Annotated in this window: 16 protein-coding genes and 1 tRNA gene; 8 read left to right on the plus strand and 9 right to left on the minus strand. The window is 38.7% G+C overall.

The annotated features are described in order from the left end of the window. Positions 1-486 precede the first annotated feature (486 nt). The 7 genes from HT729_RS09765 to HT729_RS09795 form a co-directional block, all read right to left on the minus strand. Positions 487-999, minus strand: a complete 513-nt coding sequence (locus HT729_RS09765) for an adenine phosphoribosyltransferase (RefSeq protein ID WP_023933925.1) — start codon at positions 997-999, stop codon at positions 487-489. Between the two features lie 271 nt (positions 1,000-1,270). Then, a complete protein-coding gene (ugpC, locus tag HT729_RS09770) occupies positions 1,271-2,401 on the minus strand; it encodes a sn-glycerol-3-phosphate ABC transporter ATP-binding protein UgpC (protein WP_000229957.1) in 1,131 nt (376 codons plus the stop codon). 281 nt (positions 2,402-2,682) lie between these two features. Continuing rightward, positions 2,683-2,768, minus strand: a tRNA-Leu gene (locus tag HT729_RS09775). 72 nt (positions 2,769-2,840) lie between these two features. Beyond that, positions 2,841-3,425: an isochorismatase family cysteine hydrolase gene (locus HT729_RS09780; protein WP_172926324.1), complete on the minus strand. Its 585-nt coding sequence runs from the start codon at positions 3,423-3,425 to the stop codon at positions 2,841-2,843. Beyond that, positions 3,425-4,213: a GTP-sensing pleiotropic transcriptional regulator CodY gene (codY, locus tag HT729_RS09785; RefSeq protein ID WP_050213134.1), complete on the minus strand. Its 789-nt coding sequence runs from the start codon at positions 4,211-4,213 to the stop codon at positions 3,425-3,427. The genes HT729_RS09780 and codY overlap by 1 nt, the downstream gene beginning before the upstream one ends. Before the next feature lie 277 nt (positions 4,214-4,490). After that, a complete protein-coding gene (locus HT729_RS09790) occupies positions 4,491-6,065 on the minus strand; it encodes a DEAD/DEAH box helicase (protein WP_172931977.1) in 1,575 nt (524 codons plus the stop codon). 197 nt (positions 6,066-6,262) lie between these two features. Next, positions 6,263-7,489: an OFA family MFS transporter gene (locus tag HT729_RS09795; RefSeq protein WP_172926322.1), complete on the minus strand. Its 1,227-nt coding sequence runs from the start codon at positions 7,487-7,489 to the stop codon at positions 6,263-6,265. A gap of 193 nt (positions 7,490-7,682) precedes the next feature. On the opposite strand from HT729_RS09795, the gene HT729_RS09800 reads away from it, so the two are divergent. The 4 genes from HT729_RS09800 to HT729_RS09815 all read left to right on the plus strand — a co-directional run bounded on the left by HT729_RS09800 (position 7,683) and on the right by HT729_RS09815 (position 12,538). Further along, positions 7,683-8,999, plus strand: coding sequence for an FAD-containing oxidoreductase (locus HT729_RS09800; RefSeq protein ID WP_049512248.1), 1,317 nt, complete (start codon positions 7,683-7,685; stop codon positions 8,997-8,999). 204 nt (positions 9,000-9,203) lie between these two features. Then, complete coding sequence (gene murT / locus HT729_RS09805) at positions 9,204-10,547, plus strand: lipid II isoglutaminyl synthase subunit MurT (protein WP_166731570.1); 1,344 nt, start codon at positions 9,204-9,206, stop codon at positions 10,545-10,547. Further along, positions 10,547-11,329 (plus strand): lipid II isoglutaminyl synthase subunit GatD, encoded by a 783-nt coding sequence (gatD, locus tag HT729_RS09810; protein ID WP_166731569.1) that lies wholly within the window; start codon positions 10,547-10,549, stop codon positions 11,327-11,329. The genes murT and gatD overlap by 1 nt, the downstream gene beginning before the upstream one ends. Before the next feature lie 126 nt (positions 11,330-11,455). Then, entirely contained in the window at positions 11,456-12,538 is a 1,083-nt protein-coding gene (locus HT729_RS09815; RefSeq protein ID WP_166731568.1) for a Xaa-Pro peptidase family protein, read from the plus strand. Positions 12,539-12,556: 18 nt separating this feature from the next. Here the strand turns inward: HT729_RS09815 and HT729_RS09820 are convergent, their stop codons facing one another. Together HT729_RS09820 and HT729_RS09825 are read right to left on the minus strand one after the other, a co-directional pair. Continuing rightward, a complete protein-coding gene (locus HT729_RS09820) occupies positions 12,557-13,825 on the minus strand; it encodes a GHKL domain-containing protein (RefSeq protein ID WP_000961370.1) in 1,269 nt (422 codons plus the stop codon). After that, complete coding sequence (locus HT729_RS09825; RefSeq protein ID WP_000912214.1) at positions 13,825-14,532, minus strand: LytTR family DNA-binding domain-containing protein; 708 nt, start codon at positions 14,530-14,532, stop codon at positions 13,825-13,827. Before HT729_RS09825 ends, HT729_RS09820 begins: the two co-directional genes overlap by 1 nt. Positions 14,533-14,972: 440 nt before the next feature. Here HT729_RS09825 and HT729_RS09830 point away from each other — a divergent pair, with 440 nt between their 5' ends. From HT729_RS09830 to HT729_RS09845, 4 genes are read left to right on the plus strand one after another with little or no spacing between them, the layout of a single operon-like run. After that, positions 14,973-16,106 carry a ThiF family adenylyltransferase gene (locus tag HT729_RS09830; protein ID WP_023936973.1) on the plus strand — a complete coding sequence of 378 codons (1,134 nt, stop codon included), beginning with the start codon at positions 14,973-14,975 and terminating at the stop codon, positions 16,104-16,106. Continuing rightward, on the plus strand, positions 16,103-17,014 hold the full coding sequence (locus tag HT729_RS09835) for an ABC transporter ATP-binding protein (RefSeq protein ID WP_000205301.1): 912 nt from the start codon (positions 16,103-16,105) through the stop codon (positions 17,012-17,014). Before HT729_RS09830 ends, HT729_RS09835 begins: the two co-directional genes overlap by 4 nt. A 1-nt stretch (position 17,015) precedes the next feature. After that, positions 17,016-17,738 (plus strand): ABC transporter permease, encoded by a 723-nt coding sequence (locus tag HT729_RS09840; RefSeq protein ID WP_000191422.1) that lies wholly within the window; start codon positions 17,016-17,018, stop codon positions 17,736-17,738. A 48-nt stretch (positions 17,739-17,786) separates the two neighbouring features. Then, positions 17,787-18,260, plus strand: a complete 474-nt coding sequence (locus HT729_RS09845) for a GNAT family N-acetyltransferase (protein ID WP_138702213.1) — start codon at positions 17,787-17,789, stop codon at positions 18,258-18,260. Positions 18,261-18,291 lie beyond the last annotated feature (31 nt).

Here is an 18,291-nt window from a genome sequence, read left to right on the forward strand (position 1 = left end):
TCAATCCGCATTAACATCGCCTTGCCGTAGGTATGGTTACTGACTTCGTCAGTTTCATCTACAACCTCAAAACCATGTTTTGAGCTGACTTCGTCAGTTTCATCTACAACCTCAAAACCGTGTTTTGAGCTGACTTCGTCAGTTTCATCTACAACCTCAAAACCGTGTTTTGAGCTGACTTCGTCAGTTCTATCTGCAACCTCAAAACTGTGTTTTGAGCTGACTTCGTCAGTTTCATCTACAACCTCAAAACAGTGTTTTGAGCTGACTTCGTCAGTTCTATCTGCAACCTCAAAGCTGTACTTTGAGCAGCTTACGGCTAGTTTGCTCTTTGATTTTCATTGAGTATGAAACTAAATTTCAAACACATAGTCCTTTTATTATACTGCAAGAAGATATAGTTTTCAATTATAGTTTTTCTCTAACTAGCTATAGTCTATTTTTATATCCTAATGTAGAGAAAACAGCCCTAGGGACTGTTTTTCATTAATAATGCATAAGAACCTTGTAATCGTAGTCACCGATTTTTTCACGGCCGTTCAATTCATCCAATTCAACAAGGAAGGCACAACCTGCTACAATACCACCAAGTTTTTCAATCATCTCGATAGTTGCCTTAACAGTTCCACCTGTTGCCAAGAGGTCATCTACAATAAGAACGCGTTGACCTGGTTTGATTGCATCCGCATGCATAGTCAAGGTATCAACACCGTACTCTTTTTCATAGTCAGCAGAAATGACTTCACGTGGCAATTTACCTGGTTTACGAACAGGTGCAAAACCAATTCCCAACTCAAAGGCAACTGGACAGCCCACAATAAATCCACGAGCCTCAGGCCCTACAACCATGTCAATTTTCTTGTCAGTAGCATACTGAACAATTTCACGAACAGCGTAGCTATAAGCATTTCCATCAGCCATCAAAGGACTAATATCACGGAAGGTGATACCTTCTTTTGGATAATTTTCAATTGTTGCAATGTAATCTTTTAAATTCATATTTTTCTTTCTTTCAAAGTTTTTACTCTCTATTATAGCATATTTTCCAGTAAAGAAGAAAGAGAAAACAATATTTCATCTGCTAGTCACCCTATAAGTCAAATAAGATGACCATTTTTATTCAAAGGGTATCACAAGATAGATGCATAATATGACTTCCCTAACAAAAAGGAGAGAAGCATTTTGTTTCTCTCCCTAGATTAACTGATATCTCTCCACTACAATTGATAAAGAGATATCTTTTCTTGTAGTGCTTTGAATTTTATTTATTTTAATAGACTGTTTTTTCAGTTTCTACATCAAAGAAGTGTGCTTTGTTCAAGTCAAATCCAAGCTCAACTGTTGCACCTGTCTGCAAGTAGTCACGAGCATCAACTTTAGCAACAAATTCGTCTTTACCAACTTGGCAGTAAAGGTGAGATTCTGAACCAAGCAGTTCTGATACAGAGATAGTCGCTTTTACAACACAGTCTGGGAATGTTTCAAGGAAAGCAGGTTCTGCATTCACATCTTCTGGACGGATACCGAAGATCAATTCTTTACCTTCGTAGCCTTTTTCGCGAAGAACTTTCAATGCTCCTTCTGGAACTTTCAAACGGAAACCGTCTGAAATAATTTCGCTTCCAACCAATTTCACGTTGATGAAGTTCATAGCTGGGCTTCCGATGAATCCTGCAACGAATTTGTTAACTGGGTTTTTGTAAACTTCTTGAGGAGTACCGATTTGTTCTACACGTCCGATAGTACCTGTGCCAGCAGGGTTCTTAGTTGCTGACATGATAACGATACGGTCTGCAAGTGTCATCGCTTCTGTTTGGTCGTGAGTCACGTAGATAGTTGTAGCTCCGATACGACGGTGGATTTTCGCAATTTCAGCACGCATTGATACACGAAGTTTGGCATCCAAGTTTGACAAAGGTTCATCCATCAAGAATACTTTTGCATCACGGACGATGGCACGACCCATGGCAACACGTTGACGTTGACCACCTGAAAGGTCAGCTGGTTTACGTTCCAAGAATTCTTTCAATCCAAGAATTTCAGCTGCTTCTTGCACACGTTTGTCGATGTCTTCCTTGCTGTATTTACGCAATTTCAAACCGAAAGCCATGTTATCATAAACAGTCATGTGTGGGTAAAGAGCGTAGTTTTGGAATACCATGGCGATGTCGCGGTCTTTTGGAGCTACATCATTGACAACCACGCCATCGATAGATGCAGTACCTTCTGTGATGTCTTCAAGACCAGCAATCATACGGAGTGTAGTTGATTTACCACATCCTGAAGGACCTACGAAAACGATAAATTCTTTATCTTTGATGTTCAAGTTGAAATCTTCAACTGAATAGTGTTCGCTGTTTGGATATTTTTTGTAAATATTTTTAAGATTTAATTCTACCATGAGGTGAACTCCTTTTGTCTTTTGATAATTACATTATAGATGAAAACGCTTTACATTTCTATGGCAAGGTGACCAAAAAAACAAAAAAGTTCTGTGCAACTTGCACAAAACTTTAGAGAATATCGGAGAATTTGAAAAAGATAATCTTTATTATTCTTCTATACAAAAGCAGAAACAAGGATCAGCTTTCCCATATTTTCGCTGATTCTCCACTACATTTGACTGGATTCTAATTTTTTAGAGAAATACAAAAGAGCTAGCCTAAGCTAACTCTTATCCTATGCGGAGAGAGGGACTTGAACCCTCACGACCTAAAGCGGTCACAGGATCCTTAGTCCTGCGCGTCTGCCAATTCCGCCATCCCCGCGTCGATTACTTTACTAGTATATCAACTTTTGGGATCCTTGTCAACACTTTTTTTCAAAAATTTTCTATTTCATCAACCAAATTGCTCAGAAAGTTCATTTAGATTTTCATCTACTAACTTAGCTCCAAGTGTATTTTTGAAATGACCTAGGGCAAATTGATGATTTTCAGGCCAGATGGAAGCAACAGCTGGTTGAACAATCTCGATGTCATAACCTAGATTATAGGCATCGATAGCTGTATGCAGGACACAGATATCCGTCAAGACTCCTGTTAAGATAACTGTAGAAATTCGACGCTCTCTCAAACGAATATCTAGGTCAGTCCCTGAAAAAGCTGAGTAATGGCGTTTATCCATCCAAAAGACACGACTGTCTGAACCACACTCTTGATAAAAGATCCCCAAATCTCCATATAAATTCCGTCCACTCGTCCCAATCAGATTATGAGGAGGGAATAGTTTACTTTCTGGATGGAAACAATCATTTTTCTCGTGCGCATCAATGGTAAAAAAGACGTAGTCTCCACGTTCAAAAGCTAGTCTAGTCACCTTGCTAATGGCATCCGAAATAGCCTGAGCTGGAGCCCCTGCTGTCAATTTACCACTATCAGCAACAAAATCTTCTGTATAATCAATCGAAATTAAAGCTTTAGTCATTAGTAATCTCTTTTCTTCACTTCTTCAAAAATATCTGAAATCAAGACCTTAAGGTAGGTTCCCTTCATTCCAAGTGAGCGACTTTCAATAATTCCCGCAGATTCAAGTTTACGAAGGGCATTGACAATCACAGAGCGGGTAATTCCGATACGGTCTGCAATCACTGATGCAGTCAACTGCCCTTCATTTCCATTTAATTCCCCTAAAATTGCTGAAACAGCACGGAGTTCGGAGTAAGAAAGGGTATTAACCGCCATGGTGACAGCAGTACGGCGACGGATATTTTTCTCATCTTCTTCACGCTGGAAGTTAAGAAGCTGAATCCCAACAACGGTACTGGCAATCTCAACAAGAATCAAGTCCTCATCTTCGAATTTTTTATCATTGCGCCAAATAATCAAAGAACCAAGGCGAATCCCCGATACATGAATCGGTGCAATAGTCGTCAAGCCATCTGGAAAATCTTCTCTACTCTCAACAGGGAAAATACTCATATCATGCTCAACAGGCAAATTTGCTTCTGTTTCGTAAATCATATTAGCCCCTTGAACGTAGTCATCTGGGAAAATCTTAGTTTGGAAGAATTGCTCTACGCGATCTGTATTTGTTTTATAACGCATAAAATAGCCAAGCAGACGTCCCTTACTATTGATAATGCAGGCATTGCAATGAATAATATCCGCTAACTGACGCGTAATAGCGTTGTAAGGAAGCTCATCCTGCAACTGCTCCTCTGAGCGCTTCAAAATTGATGTAATCTTTCTTGTTTTTTCTAATAAATGTGCCATTTTTCACCTCGAATTTAATCGCTATCATTATAACATAAACAGATTGAATTTTCAATTATTATCTGAAAATTGCTTATTTAATTGCAATTTAGACTAGCTGAAATATTTTAGAAAATTATGTTTTCTTATTGACAACCTAATTTATATTCGATATTATATCATTATAAGAAGGTGGGTTGATAATACCTTTCCATTTCACCTATCCTTTGCTATCACCATCTTCTTTCACCCTTGGTCTCCTTATATAAAAAAGCGATTCATTTTGAACCGCTTTTTCTTATTTATCTCCCTTGTTACGAATAACAAAGCCTGTTTGCTTTTCACTTGAAGTATTGCGTGGTTTTTTATTATCCTTACGGTAACGTCTGTCTTTATCAAAACGATCATTGCCACGACTTCCTTTTTTGAAATCATCCCGACGACCATTACCACGGCGATCACGGTCTCGACGGTCATCCCCACGACGGCCTCCACGACCTCCCTTAGCTTTACCACCGAATCCATTACCTGATGGTTTAAATGGCAGTGGTTTTTCGCGTGCAATCTCCACTTCAGGAAGACTATCTGGATCTTGAACAGTCAGACTCAAGATATACATTGCCAATTCTTCTGGAGTAAATTCGGCAGCTAGCTTACGAGCATCCTTACCAAATTTCTCAAAGTTAGCACGAATGGTTTCATCTGCAAAATCACGTTCGATTTTCTTGAGAGCTACTTGTTTTTTAGCTTGGAAGGCTTCTTCTGCACTTGCAGGTTTGAGACCTTTCATACGTTTCTTAGTCAAGTTTTCAATGATTTGAAGGTAGCCCATTTCATTTGGTGATACGAAAGTAATAGACTGACCTGACTTACCAGCACGACCTGTACGACCGATACGGTGAACATAACTTTCAGAATCTTGTGGAATATCGTAGTTATAGACATGGGTCACACCTGAAATATCCAAGCCACGCGCTGCCACGTCTGTCGCAACCAAAACATCAAGATTACCGTTTTTAAAGTCACGAAGGACACGAAGACGTTTGTTTTGGTCTAGGTCTCCATGAATTCCTTCTGCACGGAAGCCACGGATTTTCAAACCACGAGTCAATTCATCCACACGACGTTTGGTACGACCAAATACGATAGCAAGCTCTGGTTGTTCCACATCCATGAGACGAGTCATAGTATCAAATTTTTCTTGTTCTTTAACTCGGATGTAGTATTGATCAACCAATTCTGTTGTCAATTCCTTAGCCGCAATCTTCACATGCTCAGGTTCTTTCATAAACTGAACACCGATACGTTTGATGGCATCTGGCATAGTTGCTGAGAAAAGCAAAGTTTGACGGCTTTCAGGGACACGGGAGATGATAGCTTCAATGTCCTCAAGAAAGCCCATGTTGAGCATTTCATCCGCTTCGTCAAGGATGAGCGTTTCAATATCTTGTAATTTCAAGGCCTTGCGTTTAATCAAGTCCAAGAGGCGACCTGGAGTTCCCACCACGATATGGGCACCAGATTTAAGAGCCTTAATTTGTTTTTCAATGCTTGATCCACCATATACTGAACGGACTTTGACTCCCTTGCTACGACCAAAGCGGAATAGTTCTTCTTGACTTTGGACAGCGAGTTCACGAGTTGGAGCGATGACCAAGGCTTGGATGGTCGCTTCTTCTGTACGGATTTTTTCAAGGGTTGGCAAGCCAAAGGCTGCGGTTTTTCCTGTACCAGTCTGAGCTTGACCGATAACGTCCTTGCCTTCTAGAGCCAAAGGAATGGTTTGTTCTTGGATCGGACTGGCTTCTACAAAACCAGCTTTTTCAATCTCTGCTAGCAAATCAGCAGACAAGTTTAATTCATTAAATTTCACGTTATTCTTCTTTCTAAAGGTGGTGCGAAGCCACCCTATAGGGCTTAGTGTATACTTTTCTTTTTATGACGTATTTTCATATACTGGATACAAAATCGTGTTGCTTCTTTTCCACAAAAGAAAAGTACTGTTTTCTTTGCAACCTATCTAGTATAACACAAGACAAGAGCAAAAGATAGCCCCATTTCTACAGAAAATCATGTAAACGGTTTTTGACTTTCCTTTTTGATGGAACGACCTAGATAATAAGACAAAGCCAAGGCGATACTATATAAAATGATAAAAACGAACAAGGTTTGTGTGTAAGAATGAGCCATTTTATAAGTCTCTGCTAATAAAATAGGTCCTGCTAAACCAGCCATTGCCCAAGCTGTTAAAATATATCCATGCAGAGCGGCCAATTCCTTGGTTCCAAAAATATCACTGAGATAAGCTGGAATCAAAGAAAAACCAGCTCCATAGCAAGTCATCAAAATAGACATAGCGACTACAAATAAAACGGAATCTGTAAAGAGCCAAAGTGAGAGAGAAAAGAAAAGATTGACAAGCAGTAATATACTAAAGGTTAGAGGGCGACCGATATAGTCAGACAAACTCGCCCAGAGCAAGCGACCAAATCCATTGAAAATCCCTAAAACGCCTACCATTACTGCTGCATGACTTGTAGACAAGCCAGCCATCTCCTGTGCCATTGGCGATGCCGCTGAAATTAAGCCTAAACCACAAGCTATGTTGATAAAGAAAATAATCCAAAGTATATAAAACCGATTGCTTTTCAGAGCCTGATTCGCAGCCATTCCTTGCGTCAAAGAGGCTGTTTTTTCTTTCCCTGAAACAGATAAACTTGCAAGCTCTTGCTCATTTGGACGCTTAATGAATTGTGAAGCTAGGAGCATGATAATAAAGTAACTTGCACCTAAAATATAAAAAGTTTCTACAAGCCCTACCCCTGCGATGAGATGTTGCGCTATGGGACTAGTCAATAAAGAAGCAAAACCAAACCCCATAATCGCTAAACCTGTTGCGAGACCACGTTTATCAGGAAACCATTTTATAATCGTTGACACAGGGGTAATATAGCCTGCTCCCAAACCAAGCCCACCTAAAATGCCGTAAGCCAGATACAACAACCACAGCTCCTGACGGTCTATTGCAAATCCTGTTAAGATATTTCCACCTGCATATAGAAAGGCAGATATACTCCCCATGACTCTCGGACCAAATTTTTCTACCAAACGCCCCATAAATGCAGCCGATAAGCCCAAACAAAAGATTGCTAGACTAAAGGCAAAGGCAACAGAAGCCTGATCCCATCCCGTTTTTTCAATAATAGGGTTGCGATAAACACTCCAAGCATAAGTCGAACCCAGCATTAAGTGTAAAATGACCCCAGCAAAGGCAATAATATAACGATTCGATTTCATAAAACCTCCTATTTTCGAACATTTATTCTATCTTATATAAAAATAGATAGGATTTTAGTTTATCAAGCTTGTCAAAAAATTACTAGTTTTTTGTCTGGAAAGCGTTTTTATCTTTTTCTGTCTTTTTCGTAGCAGAATTGTGCAAAAGTTTTTTTCTTGTGCTAGAATGAAATTCGAATAGGAGGAACTCTAAATGTTAACTTATGATTTAATCGTTATCGGATTTGGTAAAGCTGGTAAAACACTAGCAGGTAAATTGGCTTCAGCTGGCAAAAAAGTTGCCCTCGTTGAACGTAGCAAAGCTATGTACGGTGGAACTTGTATCAACATCGGATGTATCCCAACTAAAACTTTGCTAGTTGCTGCTGAGAAGGACTTGTCTTTTGAAGAAGTCATTGCTACCAAAAATACTATCACTGGTCGCCTCAATGGTAAAAACTATGCGACTGTTGCTGGTACAGGCGTGGATATCTTTGATGCGGAAGCTCACTTCCTTTCAAATAAAGTCATCGAAATCCAAGCTGGTGACGAAAAGAAAGAACTAACTGCTGAAACAATCGTCATCAACACTGGTGCTGTTTCAAACGTCTTGCCAATCCCTGGACTTGCTACAAGCAAAAACGTCTTTGACTCAACAGGTATCCAAAACTTGGACAAATTACCTGAAAAACTTGGAGTCCTTGGTGGTGGAAATATCGGTCTTGAATTTGCTGGTCTTTACAACAAACTTGGAAGCAAGGTTACAGTCCTAGATGCCTTGGATACTTTCCTACCTCGTGCAGAACCTTCCATCGCAGCTCTTGCTAAACAATACATGGAAGAAGACGGTATTGAATTGCTTCAAAATATCCATACTACTGAAATCAAAAACGACGGTGACCAAGTGCTTGTCGTGACTGAAAACGAAACGTACCGTTTCGATGCCCTTCTCTACGCAACTGGACGCAAACCAAATGTAGAACCACTTCAACTTGAAAATACAGATATTGAACTAACTGAACGTGGTGCTATTAAAGTAGACAAACATTGTCAAACAAACGTTCCTGGTGTCTTTGCAGTTGGAGATGTCAACGGTGGTCTTCAATTTACTTACATTTCACTTGATGACTTCCGTGTTGTTTACAGCTACCTTGCTGGAGATGGCAGCTACACACTTGAAGACCGTCTCAATGTACCAAATACTATGTTCATCACACCTGCACTTTCACAAGTTGGTTTGACTGAAAGCCAAGCAGCTGATTTGAAACTTCCATACGCCGTTAAGGAAATCCCTGTTGCAGCAATGCCTCGTGGTCACGTAAATGGAGACCTTCGTGGAGCTTTCAAAGCTGTTGTTAATACTGAAACAAAAGAAATTCTTGGAGCAAGCATCTTCTCAGAAGGTTCTCAAGAAATCATCAACATCATCACTGTTGCTATGGACAACAAGATTCCTTACACTTACTTCACAAAACAAATTTTCACTCACCCAACCTTGGCTGAGAACTTGAATGACTTGTTTGCGATTTAAGTTGAGATTTAATCGTATCGAACAGCCCTCTGAGGGCTGTTTTCATTTCTGCGAAATCTCATACTCTTCGAAAATCAAATTCAAACCACGTCAGCTTCACCTTGCCGTACTCAAGTACAGCCTGCGGCTAGCTTCCTAGTTTGCTCTTTGATTTTCATTGAGTATCAAATCTGTCTTTTCCCTCTTTTATGATATAATAGAAACATGAACTTAAAAACTACTTTGGGTCTTCTTGCTGGGCGTTCTTCCCACTTCATTTTAAGCCGTCTTGGCCGTGGAAGTACGCTTCCAGGAAAACTTGCCCTTCAATTTGATAAAGATATTTTACAAAAACTAGCTAAGAACTACGAGATTGTCGTGGTCACTGGAACAAATGGAAAAACCCTGACAACTGCCCTCACTGTTGGCATTTTAAAAGAAGTTTATGGTCAAGTTCTGACCAACCCAAGTGGTGCCAACATGATTACAGGGATTGCGACAACCTTCTTAACAGCCAAATCTTCAAAAACTGGGAAAAATATTGCCGTCCTAGAAATCGACGAGGCCAGTCTATCTCGTATCTGTGACTATATCCAGCCAAGCCTTTTTGTCATCACGAATATCTTCCGTGACCAGATGGACCGCTATGGTGAGATTTACACAACTTACAAGATGATTTTGGATGCTATTCGTAAGGTACCTACTGCCACTGTTCTCCTTAATGGAGACAGTCCACTTTTCTACAAGCCAGCTATTCCAAATCCTGTAAAATATTTTGGTTTTGACTTGGAGAAAGGTCCAGCCCAGCTGGCTCACTATAATACCGAAGGAATTCTCTGTCCTGACTGCCACAGCATCCTTAAGTACGAACACAATACCTATGCAAACTTGGGTGCCTATATCTGTGAAGGCTGTGGATGTAAACGTCCTGATCTCGACTATCGCTTGACAGACTTGGTTGAGTTGACCAACAATCGCTCACGATTTGTCATTGACGGTCAAGAATACGGCATCCAAATCGGTGGTCTCTACAATATCTACAACGCCCTAGCTGCGGTTGCTATCGCCCGTTTCCTCGGCGCAGATTCCCAACTCATCAAGCAGGGATTTGATAAGAGTCGTGCTGTCTTTGGACGCCAAGAAACCTTCCATATAGGTGACAAGGAATGTACCCTTGTCTTAATTAAAAATCCAGTCGGTGCAACTCAAGCTATCGAAATGATTAAACTAGCTCCTTATCCATTTAGCCTATCTGTCCTCCTCAATGCCAACTATGCAGACGGTATTGATACTAGCTGGATTTGGGATGCTGATTTTGAACAAATCACTGAGATGGACATCCCTGAAATCAACGCTGGAGGTGTTCGCCATTCTGAAATCGCTCGTCGCCTCCGAGTAACAGGCTATCCAGCTGATAAAATCACTGAAATAAGTAGTTTGGAGCAAGTTCTTAAGACCATTGAGAACCAAGACTGCAAGCATGCTTATATTCTGGCTACCTATACTGCTATGCTGGAATTCCGTGAACTGCTGGCTAGTCGTCAGATTGTTAGAAAGGAGATGAACTAATGGTTTATACTTCACTTTCCTCAAAAGATGGCAATTACCCCTATCAGCTCAACATTGCCCACCTCTACGGTAACCTCATGAATACCTATGGGGACAATGGAAACATCCTCATGCTCAAGTATGTGGCTGAAAAACTGGGAGCCCATGTGACGGTTGACATCGTTTCACTGCATGATGATTTTGATGAAAACCACTATGACATCGCCTTTTTCGGTGGCGGTCAAGACTTTGAACAAAGTATTATTGCAGACGATCTACCTGTTAAAAAAGAGAGCATTGACAACTACATCCAAAACGACGGTGTGGTTCTGGCTATCTGTGGTGGTTTCCAACTATTGGGGCAATATTATGTTGAAGCTTCAGGCAAACGCATCGAAGGACTAGGGGTCATGGGTCACTACACGCTCAATCAGGCCAATAACCGTTTTATTGGGGACATCAAGATTCACAATGAAGATTTCAATGAAACCTACTATGGCTTTGAAAATCACCAGGGCCGTACCTTCCTCTCAGATGACCAAAAACCACTGGGACAGGTAGTCTATGGAAATGGAAACAATGAAGAAAAGATTGGTGAAGGGGTTCATTATAAGAATGTCTTTGGTTCCTACTTCCACGGGCCTATCCTCTCTCGTAATGCCAATCTAGCTTATCGCCTAGTCACTACTGCCCTCAAGAAGAAATATGGTCAGGACATCCAACTCCCTGCTTATGAGGACATTCTCAGCCAAGAAATCGCTGAAGAATACAGCGACGTGAAAAGCAAGGCTGACTTTTCTTAAACCAAGGAAAACCATATCAAAGAACTCCGTTATCTTGTCGGAGTTTTTTTGTCTCTTCTTTTACCCTTCTCTCTTGCATTTTCTCTCTTTTTTTGCCAAAATAGAGGGGTAGAAAGAAGGTAGCATATGTCTAAATTACAACAAATCGTAACATATCTTGAATCAGAAAAACTAGACGTCGCTGTCGTATCTGACCCCGTCACAATCAATTACCTCACTGGCTTTTACAGTGATCCCCATGAACGCCAAATGTTCCTTTTTGTCCTAGCGGATCAGGAACCCCTCCTCTTTGTCCCAGCCCTTGAAGTTGAGCGTGCTACTAGCACTGTTTCCTTCCCAGTTGTGGGCTATGTGGATTCTGAAAATCCATGGCAAAAAATGAAACACGCTCTTCCACAGCTTGATTTCAAACGTGTCGCTGTTGAGTTTGACAATCTCATCTTGACAAAATATCATGGTTTAAAAATCGTTTTTGAAACTGCTGAGTTTGACAACCTCACTCCTCGTATCCAACGCATGCGCCTCATCAAATCAGCTGACGAAGTGCAAAAAATGATGGTTGCAGGTCTCTATGCGGACAAGGCTGTTAAGGTTGGTTTTGACAATATTTCTCTTGATAAGACTGAGACAGATATCATCGCTCAAATTGACTTTGCTATGAAACGTGAAGGCTATGAAATGAGTTTTGATACCATGGTCTTGACTGGTGATAATGCTGCAAATCCACACGGTATTCCAGCAGCTAACAAGGTTGAAAATGATGCTCTTCTACTCTTTGACCTTGGTGTTCTGGTCAACGGCTATGCTTCAGATATGACTCGTACAGTCGCTGTCGGCAAACCAGACCAATTCAAGAAAGACATTTACAACTTGACCCTTGAAGCCCAACAAGCTGCTCTTGACTTTATCAAACCAGGTGTGACTGCCCATGAAGTGGACCGGGCTGCCCGTGAGGTCATCGAAAAAGCTGGTTACGGTGAATACTTCAACCACCGTCTCGGTCACGGTATCGGTATGGATGTCCACGAATTCCCATCTATCATGGAAGGAAACGACATGGTCATCGAAGAAGGCATGTGCTTCTCTGTTGAACCAGGTATCTATATCCCTGGTAAAGTCGGTGTCCGTATCGAAGACTGCGGTGTTGTTACCAAGGATGGCTTTGACCTCTTTACAAGCACCAGCAAAGACTTGCTTTATTTTGATTAAGATAGCAACAAACCCTAGTTAGACAAGAAGAATCACTTCTGTTTTATGACGTCCATTCTGAATAAAATTCTTCATTGTTCCCCTATGATTGGTTACAAGTCTCTCAATATTTTTAAGCCCCCATCCCTCTGTCTGACGTTCCTTTCGTATTACCAATTCATTCTCATCAAATGAATTCTCGATAGCAATAAAGAGTTTCTTCTGAAAATATCGTATTCCTAAGATTAAGACCCTATCTTCTTTATTACTCAAGCGCATACAGGCTTCAAGACTATTGTCCAACAAATTACCAAGTAAAACCGCTAAAATATCTGGATTGATTTCTAATCGTTGAGGTACAAAACAATCAATTTCCAATTGTATGTCCTCTACCTTATCCTGTAATTTTTGATTGAGTAAAAAGTTAATTGTTGTATTCTTGGAGTAACAGACAGTTTGGTTCTCTATACTATTTGTCATGCTTTGGAGATAAGACTTCGCTTGTTCAGGATCTTCTTTTAAAAGTGCAAGGAGGATTAAATGTTGATTTTTCAAATCGTGTTGAATCCTTTGAATCCTCCTATAATCTTTTTTAGATTGTTTCATTTCTCTCAGTTGAAAGGTCATCTGTTCCGTCTCTAGTATGCTTTGATAATACCTCTGTTGTTGCTGAGAAAGATATAGGGTGAAATAGAGAGAAGAGAACGTTAACACAATGAGGGCTAATACAGAAACAAAAGAAAGATAATCCTTCTCAAACACTTGCCCTTGAATCGCTGATACTGTAAAAGCAAAACAAATGGACAAAAATGGTACAATAAACTGGTATAACCAAGTCCCTTTAGAAACAGTATAAACTAACTTTTGATGTGCACGAAAAAGTTGTCGAAGAACCAGGGTCACTAGCAATGATAAAAGAAAAGCTACAGCGAGATAAAAAAGCATGGCTATTAGATTTTCTGAAATGACTGATAAAGGGGAAAATAGTTGCACTGCTTGATTGAGTATAGTACCAGCTAGTAAAGTTAGACTCATCTGACAAAAAATCCAAAACGAAGATTCTTGAACAGCATATCCAAAATAAAGACCTAAAAAATAATACTCTGCGATACTGAGAATAAGATTCCCTACTAAGAAAAGATTAGCTCCTGAAAATAATATCGTCAACAAGGCATGGAAAAATAAAAGGAGAGAAGTAAAGATACAAATTCTCCTAGACTTTTCTTTTTGGGACAGAGGTCTATAAAAGAAAATAATTCCCAAAAATAAATCAAACAGAATACTCACAATCCGCAAACTGACTAACATTAAAAATTCCTCTCACTCAGATAATAATAATACTTTTCTCTAAAAGACGTTTGAAATTTTCGGCTAATTGGAAGGTGATTTTCATCCATTCCATTTAAAATTGTGACTATTTGCGAATCAAACTCTGTCACATATCTAGGATTGATAATATAGGAAGAATGAATTTGAATAAAGTAATCAGGTAATTTCTCTAAAATATCTTTCGTTTTAAGCAAAGCTTTGTAAGTCTGATCTTTAGTGTAAATAAAGACAGCACGCTTATCCTTTTCAAAAAATACAATGTCATTTAAAGGCAGTGAATAATGCTGCTTTCCAAAAGTAAACGTAAATACAGCTTGCCCTAAATTCAAAAAACGTACCACTCTATCCAGAGTTTTATATAATTTTTTAGAAGTCACTGGTTTAAGTAAATAATCAAAAGTCTGCACTTCAAAAACCTGCTCCATATAATCTCGATAACTGGTAACAAAGATAATCGGGATAAAAGGGTTTACCTTACGGATTTTTTGTGCCATATCAATTCCTGTTATCTGTGGCATCTCGATATCCAAAAAAACACAACTGTACTTCTCTGTCAATTGTTCTAATAGTTTTTGGGGATTCGTATAAACACTCGTTTCTATTTTGATGTCCTTATAAGATAAGAGTAAGTTTTCTAGCTGACTACCATCCCTATTAGAATCATCACAAATCGCAATTTTTAACATCAAATTCCTCACTACAAGCATGATTTTGCCAATTATAACGTCAAATACGTCAATTATGACATGCTGATAAAAAAATCGTTAATTTATTATACAATATTCTTATCAAATATGAAAGGAGTTACAAAAATGAAAAATATTCAAGTGCGTAAAGTTATTGCTAAAACTGATATTAGCTGGGGTGTTTTCTAAATTTTGGGCACCTCTAAAAACTACCGGTTTTCTATGTTTAGTAACCAGAAAAGGTTGAAAAATTAGCATTTTAAAATTGAGTTTTTAGAGGAGTTCTTTTCTATTTATTCCTACTGTTGGAATTGAGTAGATAGGTTCACCATTTTCTTTCTACTTATTTCCATTTGTAATAGGAACTAGGAGTTGCAAGACGAGGATATATGATTTATAATCACCTCGTCTTCCTTTTTTAATAAAATAGTGAGGTTAAAATGAAATTCTATCATCCAAGAATAAAAGAAATATATCCTGTTTATAAACTTCATAAAAATTTATTTAGGATTGGGCTACAAATTGGTATAACCACAGAAATTAAGGATGATAATAATAAAATGTGGAATTTAGTCAATATTTTGGACGGACGTCCTTTTCAAGATATTCTCAATATCATGCTAACAAAATATGATGATTTAACTGAAGAAGACATCACAGGCGCTCTTGAACTCTTAGATAATGAGGGGGTTCTCGAAGAAGCGGGCGAAATTCAGGATATTAAAGAACGTTATCATTCAAATATATATTATTTCAGTCGCTATTTAAATAGCTTCCAAGATAGTATTGCAACACAGAAAAAAATTCATCAGTCTACTATCCTTTTACTAGGTCTTGGTGGTGGGGGTTCTAACATACTGACATTACTAGCAGGCTTGGGACCTAAAAAGATAAAAATAGTGGATTTTGACATTGTTGAGCAAAGTAATCTAGGAAGACAATTTCTATACAAGGAAGATGATATTGGCTTATCTAAAGTTCAAATTGCCCATAGAGAAGTTACAAAAATGAATTCCGATATTGAAGTAGAAACCCATAATATACGTATCACCTCTGTAAGTGACTTGATTCCTTTACTTGATGATGTTGATATTACGATATGTGTGATTGATGAACCTCAATATGATATTCAACGTATCGTAAATAAAGCAATCGTTACAAAAAATATTCCCTGTATATTTGGCGCCAGTCAAGTTAGTCGTGGTCGTGTCTATTCAGTTATCCCTTACCAAACAGGCTGTTTTGATTGTTTAAATATTTATTATACAAAAATTGACACTCTATTCCTTGAACAATTCCACGGTGTTCGTACGATTACAAAAACAATCCCTACAATAGCCTATGGTCCAGCAATATTTCAACTGACTTCTGCCATTGTTGATGAAACTATCCGATTATTAACTCAATATACGGAACCAATTAGCCTTAACCATCAATACGAAATCAATTATGAAAACGGAGCCTCATTCACACACGATTCTTGGGGACGCTATCTTGATGAATGTCCAACATGCGGCACAGGTAAAGAAGACGATTGGGAAATTTTTTCTAAGTACGGAGAATTAAAGTTATGACAACTGCAAAACTCGTAATTGATAATTTGACTAAATCTTTTGATGGTCAGCACTTAGCCAATAATCATATTTCCTTAGAAATATCACCAGCAAAAATCACGGCTTTTTTGGGACACAATGGAGCTGGAAAATCTACTCTATTGAATCAAATGATTGGTTTTACTAAACCTGACCAAGGAGATATTTTGTATGGTGATATTTCTTTTATATACAATCGTAAACAAGCACGCACCTTAATTAGTTATATGTCTCAACAATATGCCCCACTCGACAAATTAACCGTAGAACAAAATTTAGAAATACTTGGAAAAATGCGAGGATTGAGTTCCCAAGAACTAGAAAAAACAATCAGCCAGCTTCTCACTGATTTAGAAATTGAAGACTATCGTTACAAAAAAGGTAAGGATCTTTCGGGCGGTCTCAAAAGACTAACTTCCTTCGCTATGACACTAATCGGTAGCTCAGACATCATTCTTCTTGACGAACCAACAAATGATGTTGACCCCATTCGTCGTGAAAAGCAATGGCAATTATTGCAAAAGTTAGCTAGCAAGGGGCATACCATTATTATCGTTACTCATAATCTTCTGGAGGTTGAAAAATATGCAGATAATTACGCCCTCTTTAATAATGGTAGATTGCTCAAATCAGGAAAGGTTAAGCAAATCATCCATGACAAACTGTATCAGATAAGCTTTGATTTTAAGACTAAAAGTATATTAGACAAAATAGAAGATTATACAATTATCAATGGTGTTAGTTGTCAATTAGAGATTGAGGAAAGAAGTCTAGCTCCATTGATAGCACAACTGACAGAAGAACTTGGTCAAAAAACAATTTCCAATCTCTCTCTTCATCAAAAAACATTGACTATTTCTGACCTTTATAGAGAGGAGCTAACCAACTAATATGACTCAATTTTTTTACTTACTTCATTGGAACTACTTGCGCCAAAAAGAGCTTTTCATCCTTTTTACACTAGCACAGCTCCTCTTATCCATTTCTCTTCTTTTTGGCTACCCTCTAGTTATTGGCGATATCGATTCGACTACTGCCTACTATCTTTCGTCTGGTTCTGTTTTAATTGGAATTATCTCCATGGGTTGTACAATTTCCTCCCCTGTTATAGCAAATGATAAGTTGGAAGGGCATTTTGATTATATTCGTGCCTTACCCATCCCTAGGATATTCATTTCTCTCGCTGACTTGTGGATGTGGTTAATTGCCATTTTGCCGGGAGTTTTTATTTCTATTCTACTTGGGTATGTCCGTTTTTCTGTTCGTCTCCATCCATCTTTTCTTGGTGTTTTTATTGTGCTTCTGATTTGTCTTACTATGATTAGTCTGGGATTTGCTATAGCCTACACCTTTTCTCCAAATACAGTAACCCTTATGTCGCAGCTAATTCTTATGATTGGACTCATGTTCTCACCACTCATGTATCCTGCAGATCGACTACCTGAGTGGGTAAACCATCTTTACCGTGCCCTCCCTTTCGTCCCTTCCTCAAATCTTCTGCGAGCCAGCCTTTACGACTACGGAAATGTTTCTCTATTGGACATGAGTATTCTCATTCTTTGGATTATGTCAACACAGTTAATTATTTTAAGAACTCTTCATAAAGAAAAATGATTGCTCCTAAAGCTTTTCTTATAGACTAAGCCAATAAAAAGAACCTTCATGACTATTCGAAAAGCTAAACAAGAAGATATTCCTAAATTACTCGATTTATTACAACAAATCCTTACGCTTCACCACCAAGCTCGACCAGATATTTTTAAGCAAACTGGGACTAAATATAGTTCCTCTGAGTTGCAAAATATTCTCTCTCAAGAACATACCCCTATTTTTGTTTTTGAAGATGAGAAGGGACAAGTTCTCGGACACCTATTTTGTACCATAAAAGATAAAACAGATAATCCTGTTCTCCAAGAAATCAAAACCCTTTTTATCAAAGATTTATGTGTAGATCAAAATGCTCGTGGTCAAAAAATTGGTGATCAACTCTATCAATTCGCTCTCAATTATGCTAAAGAAATTGGCTGCAATAATCTAACCCTAAGTGTCTGGAATGATAACGAGGGTGCTCTCCGCTTTTATCAAAGACAAGGGATGAAACCCCAAGAAACAACAATGGAAATGATAATTGATTAAGAAGTAATCTATAAAAAGATGTTAGAAAAAG

Origin of the sequence: Streptococcus sp. 79 (assembly GCF_013277425.1) — a bacterium.
Lineage (GTDB): Bacteria > Bacillota > Bacilli > Lactobacillales > Streptococcaceae > Streptococcus > Streptococcus pseudopneumoniae.

What these genes read in the sequence shown, in the direction of transcription:
- murT (WP_166731570.1), top strand. Translation starts at nt 9,204, where the DNA reads ATGAACTTAAAAACTACTTTGGGTCTTCTTGCTGGGCGTTCTTCCCAC.
- HT729_RS09765 (WP_023933925.1), bottom strand. Translation starts at nt 999, where the DNA reads ATGAATTTAAAAGATTACATTGCAACAATTGAAAATTATCCAAAAGAA.
- HT729_RS09815 (WP_166731568.1), top strand. Translation starts at nt 11,456, where the DNA reads ATGTCTAAATTACAACAAATCGTAACATATCTTGAATCAGAAAAACTA.
- HT729_RS09825 (WP_000912214.1), bottom strand. Translation starts at nt 14,532, where the DNA reads ATGTTAAAAATTGCGATTTGTGATGATTCTAATAGGGATGGTAGTCAG.
- HT729_RS09800 (WP_049512248.1), top strand. Translation starts at nt 7,683, where the DNA reads ATGTTAACTTATGATTTAATCGTTATCGGATTTGGTAAAGCTGGTAAA.
- HT729_RS09840 (WP_000191422.1), top strand. Translation starts at nt 17,016, where the DNA reads ATGACTCAATTTTTTTACTTACTTCATTGGAACTACTTGCGCCAAAAA.
- codY (WP_050213134.1), bottom strand. Translation starts at nt 4,213, where the DNA reads ATGGCACATTTATTAGAAAAAACAAGAAAGATTACATCAATTTTGAAG.
- HT729_RS09830 (WP_023936973.1), top strand. Translation starts at nt 14,973, where the DNA reads ATGAAATTCTATCATCCAAGAATAAAAGAAATATATCCTGTTTATAAA.
- HT729_RS09795 (WP_172926322.1), bottom strand. Translation starts at nt 7,489, where the DNA reads ATGAAATCGAATCGTTATATTATTGCCTTTGCTGGGGTCATTTTACAC.
- HT729_RS09820 (WP_000961370.1), bottom strand. Translation starts at nt 13,825, where the DNA reads ATGTTAGTCAGTTTGCGGATTGTGAGTATTCTGTTTGATTTATTTTTG.
- HT729_RS09845 (WP_138702213.1), top strand. Translation starts at nt 17,787, where the DNA reads ATGACTATTCGAAAAGCTAAACAAGAAGATATTCCTAAATTACTCGAT.
- ugpC (WP_000229957.1), bottom strand. Translation starts at nt 2,401, where the DNA reads ATGGTAGAATTAAATCTTAAAAATATTTACAAAAAATATCCAAACAGC.
- HT729_RS09780 (WP_172926324.1), bottom strand. Translation starts at nt 3,425, where the DNA reads ATGACTAAAGCTTTAATTTCGATTGATTATACAGAAGATTTTGTTGCT.
- HT729_RS09835 (WP_000205301.1), top strand. Translation starts at nt 16,103, where the DNA reads ATGACAACTGCAAAACTCGTAATTGATAATTTGACTAAATCTTTTGAT.
- gatD (WP_166731569.1), top strand. Translation starts at nt 10,547, where the DNA reads ATGGTTTATACTTCACTTTCCTCAAAAGATGGCAATTACCCCTATCAG.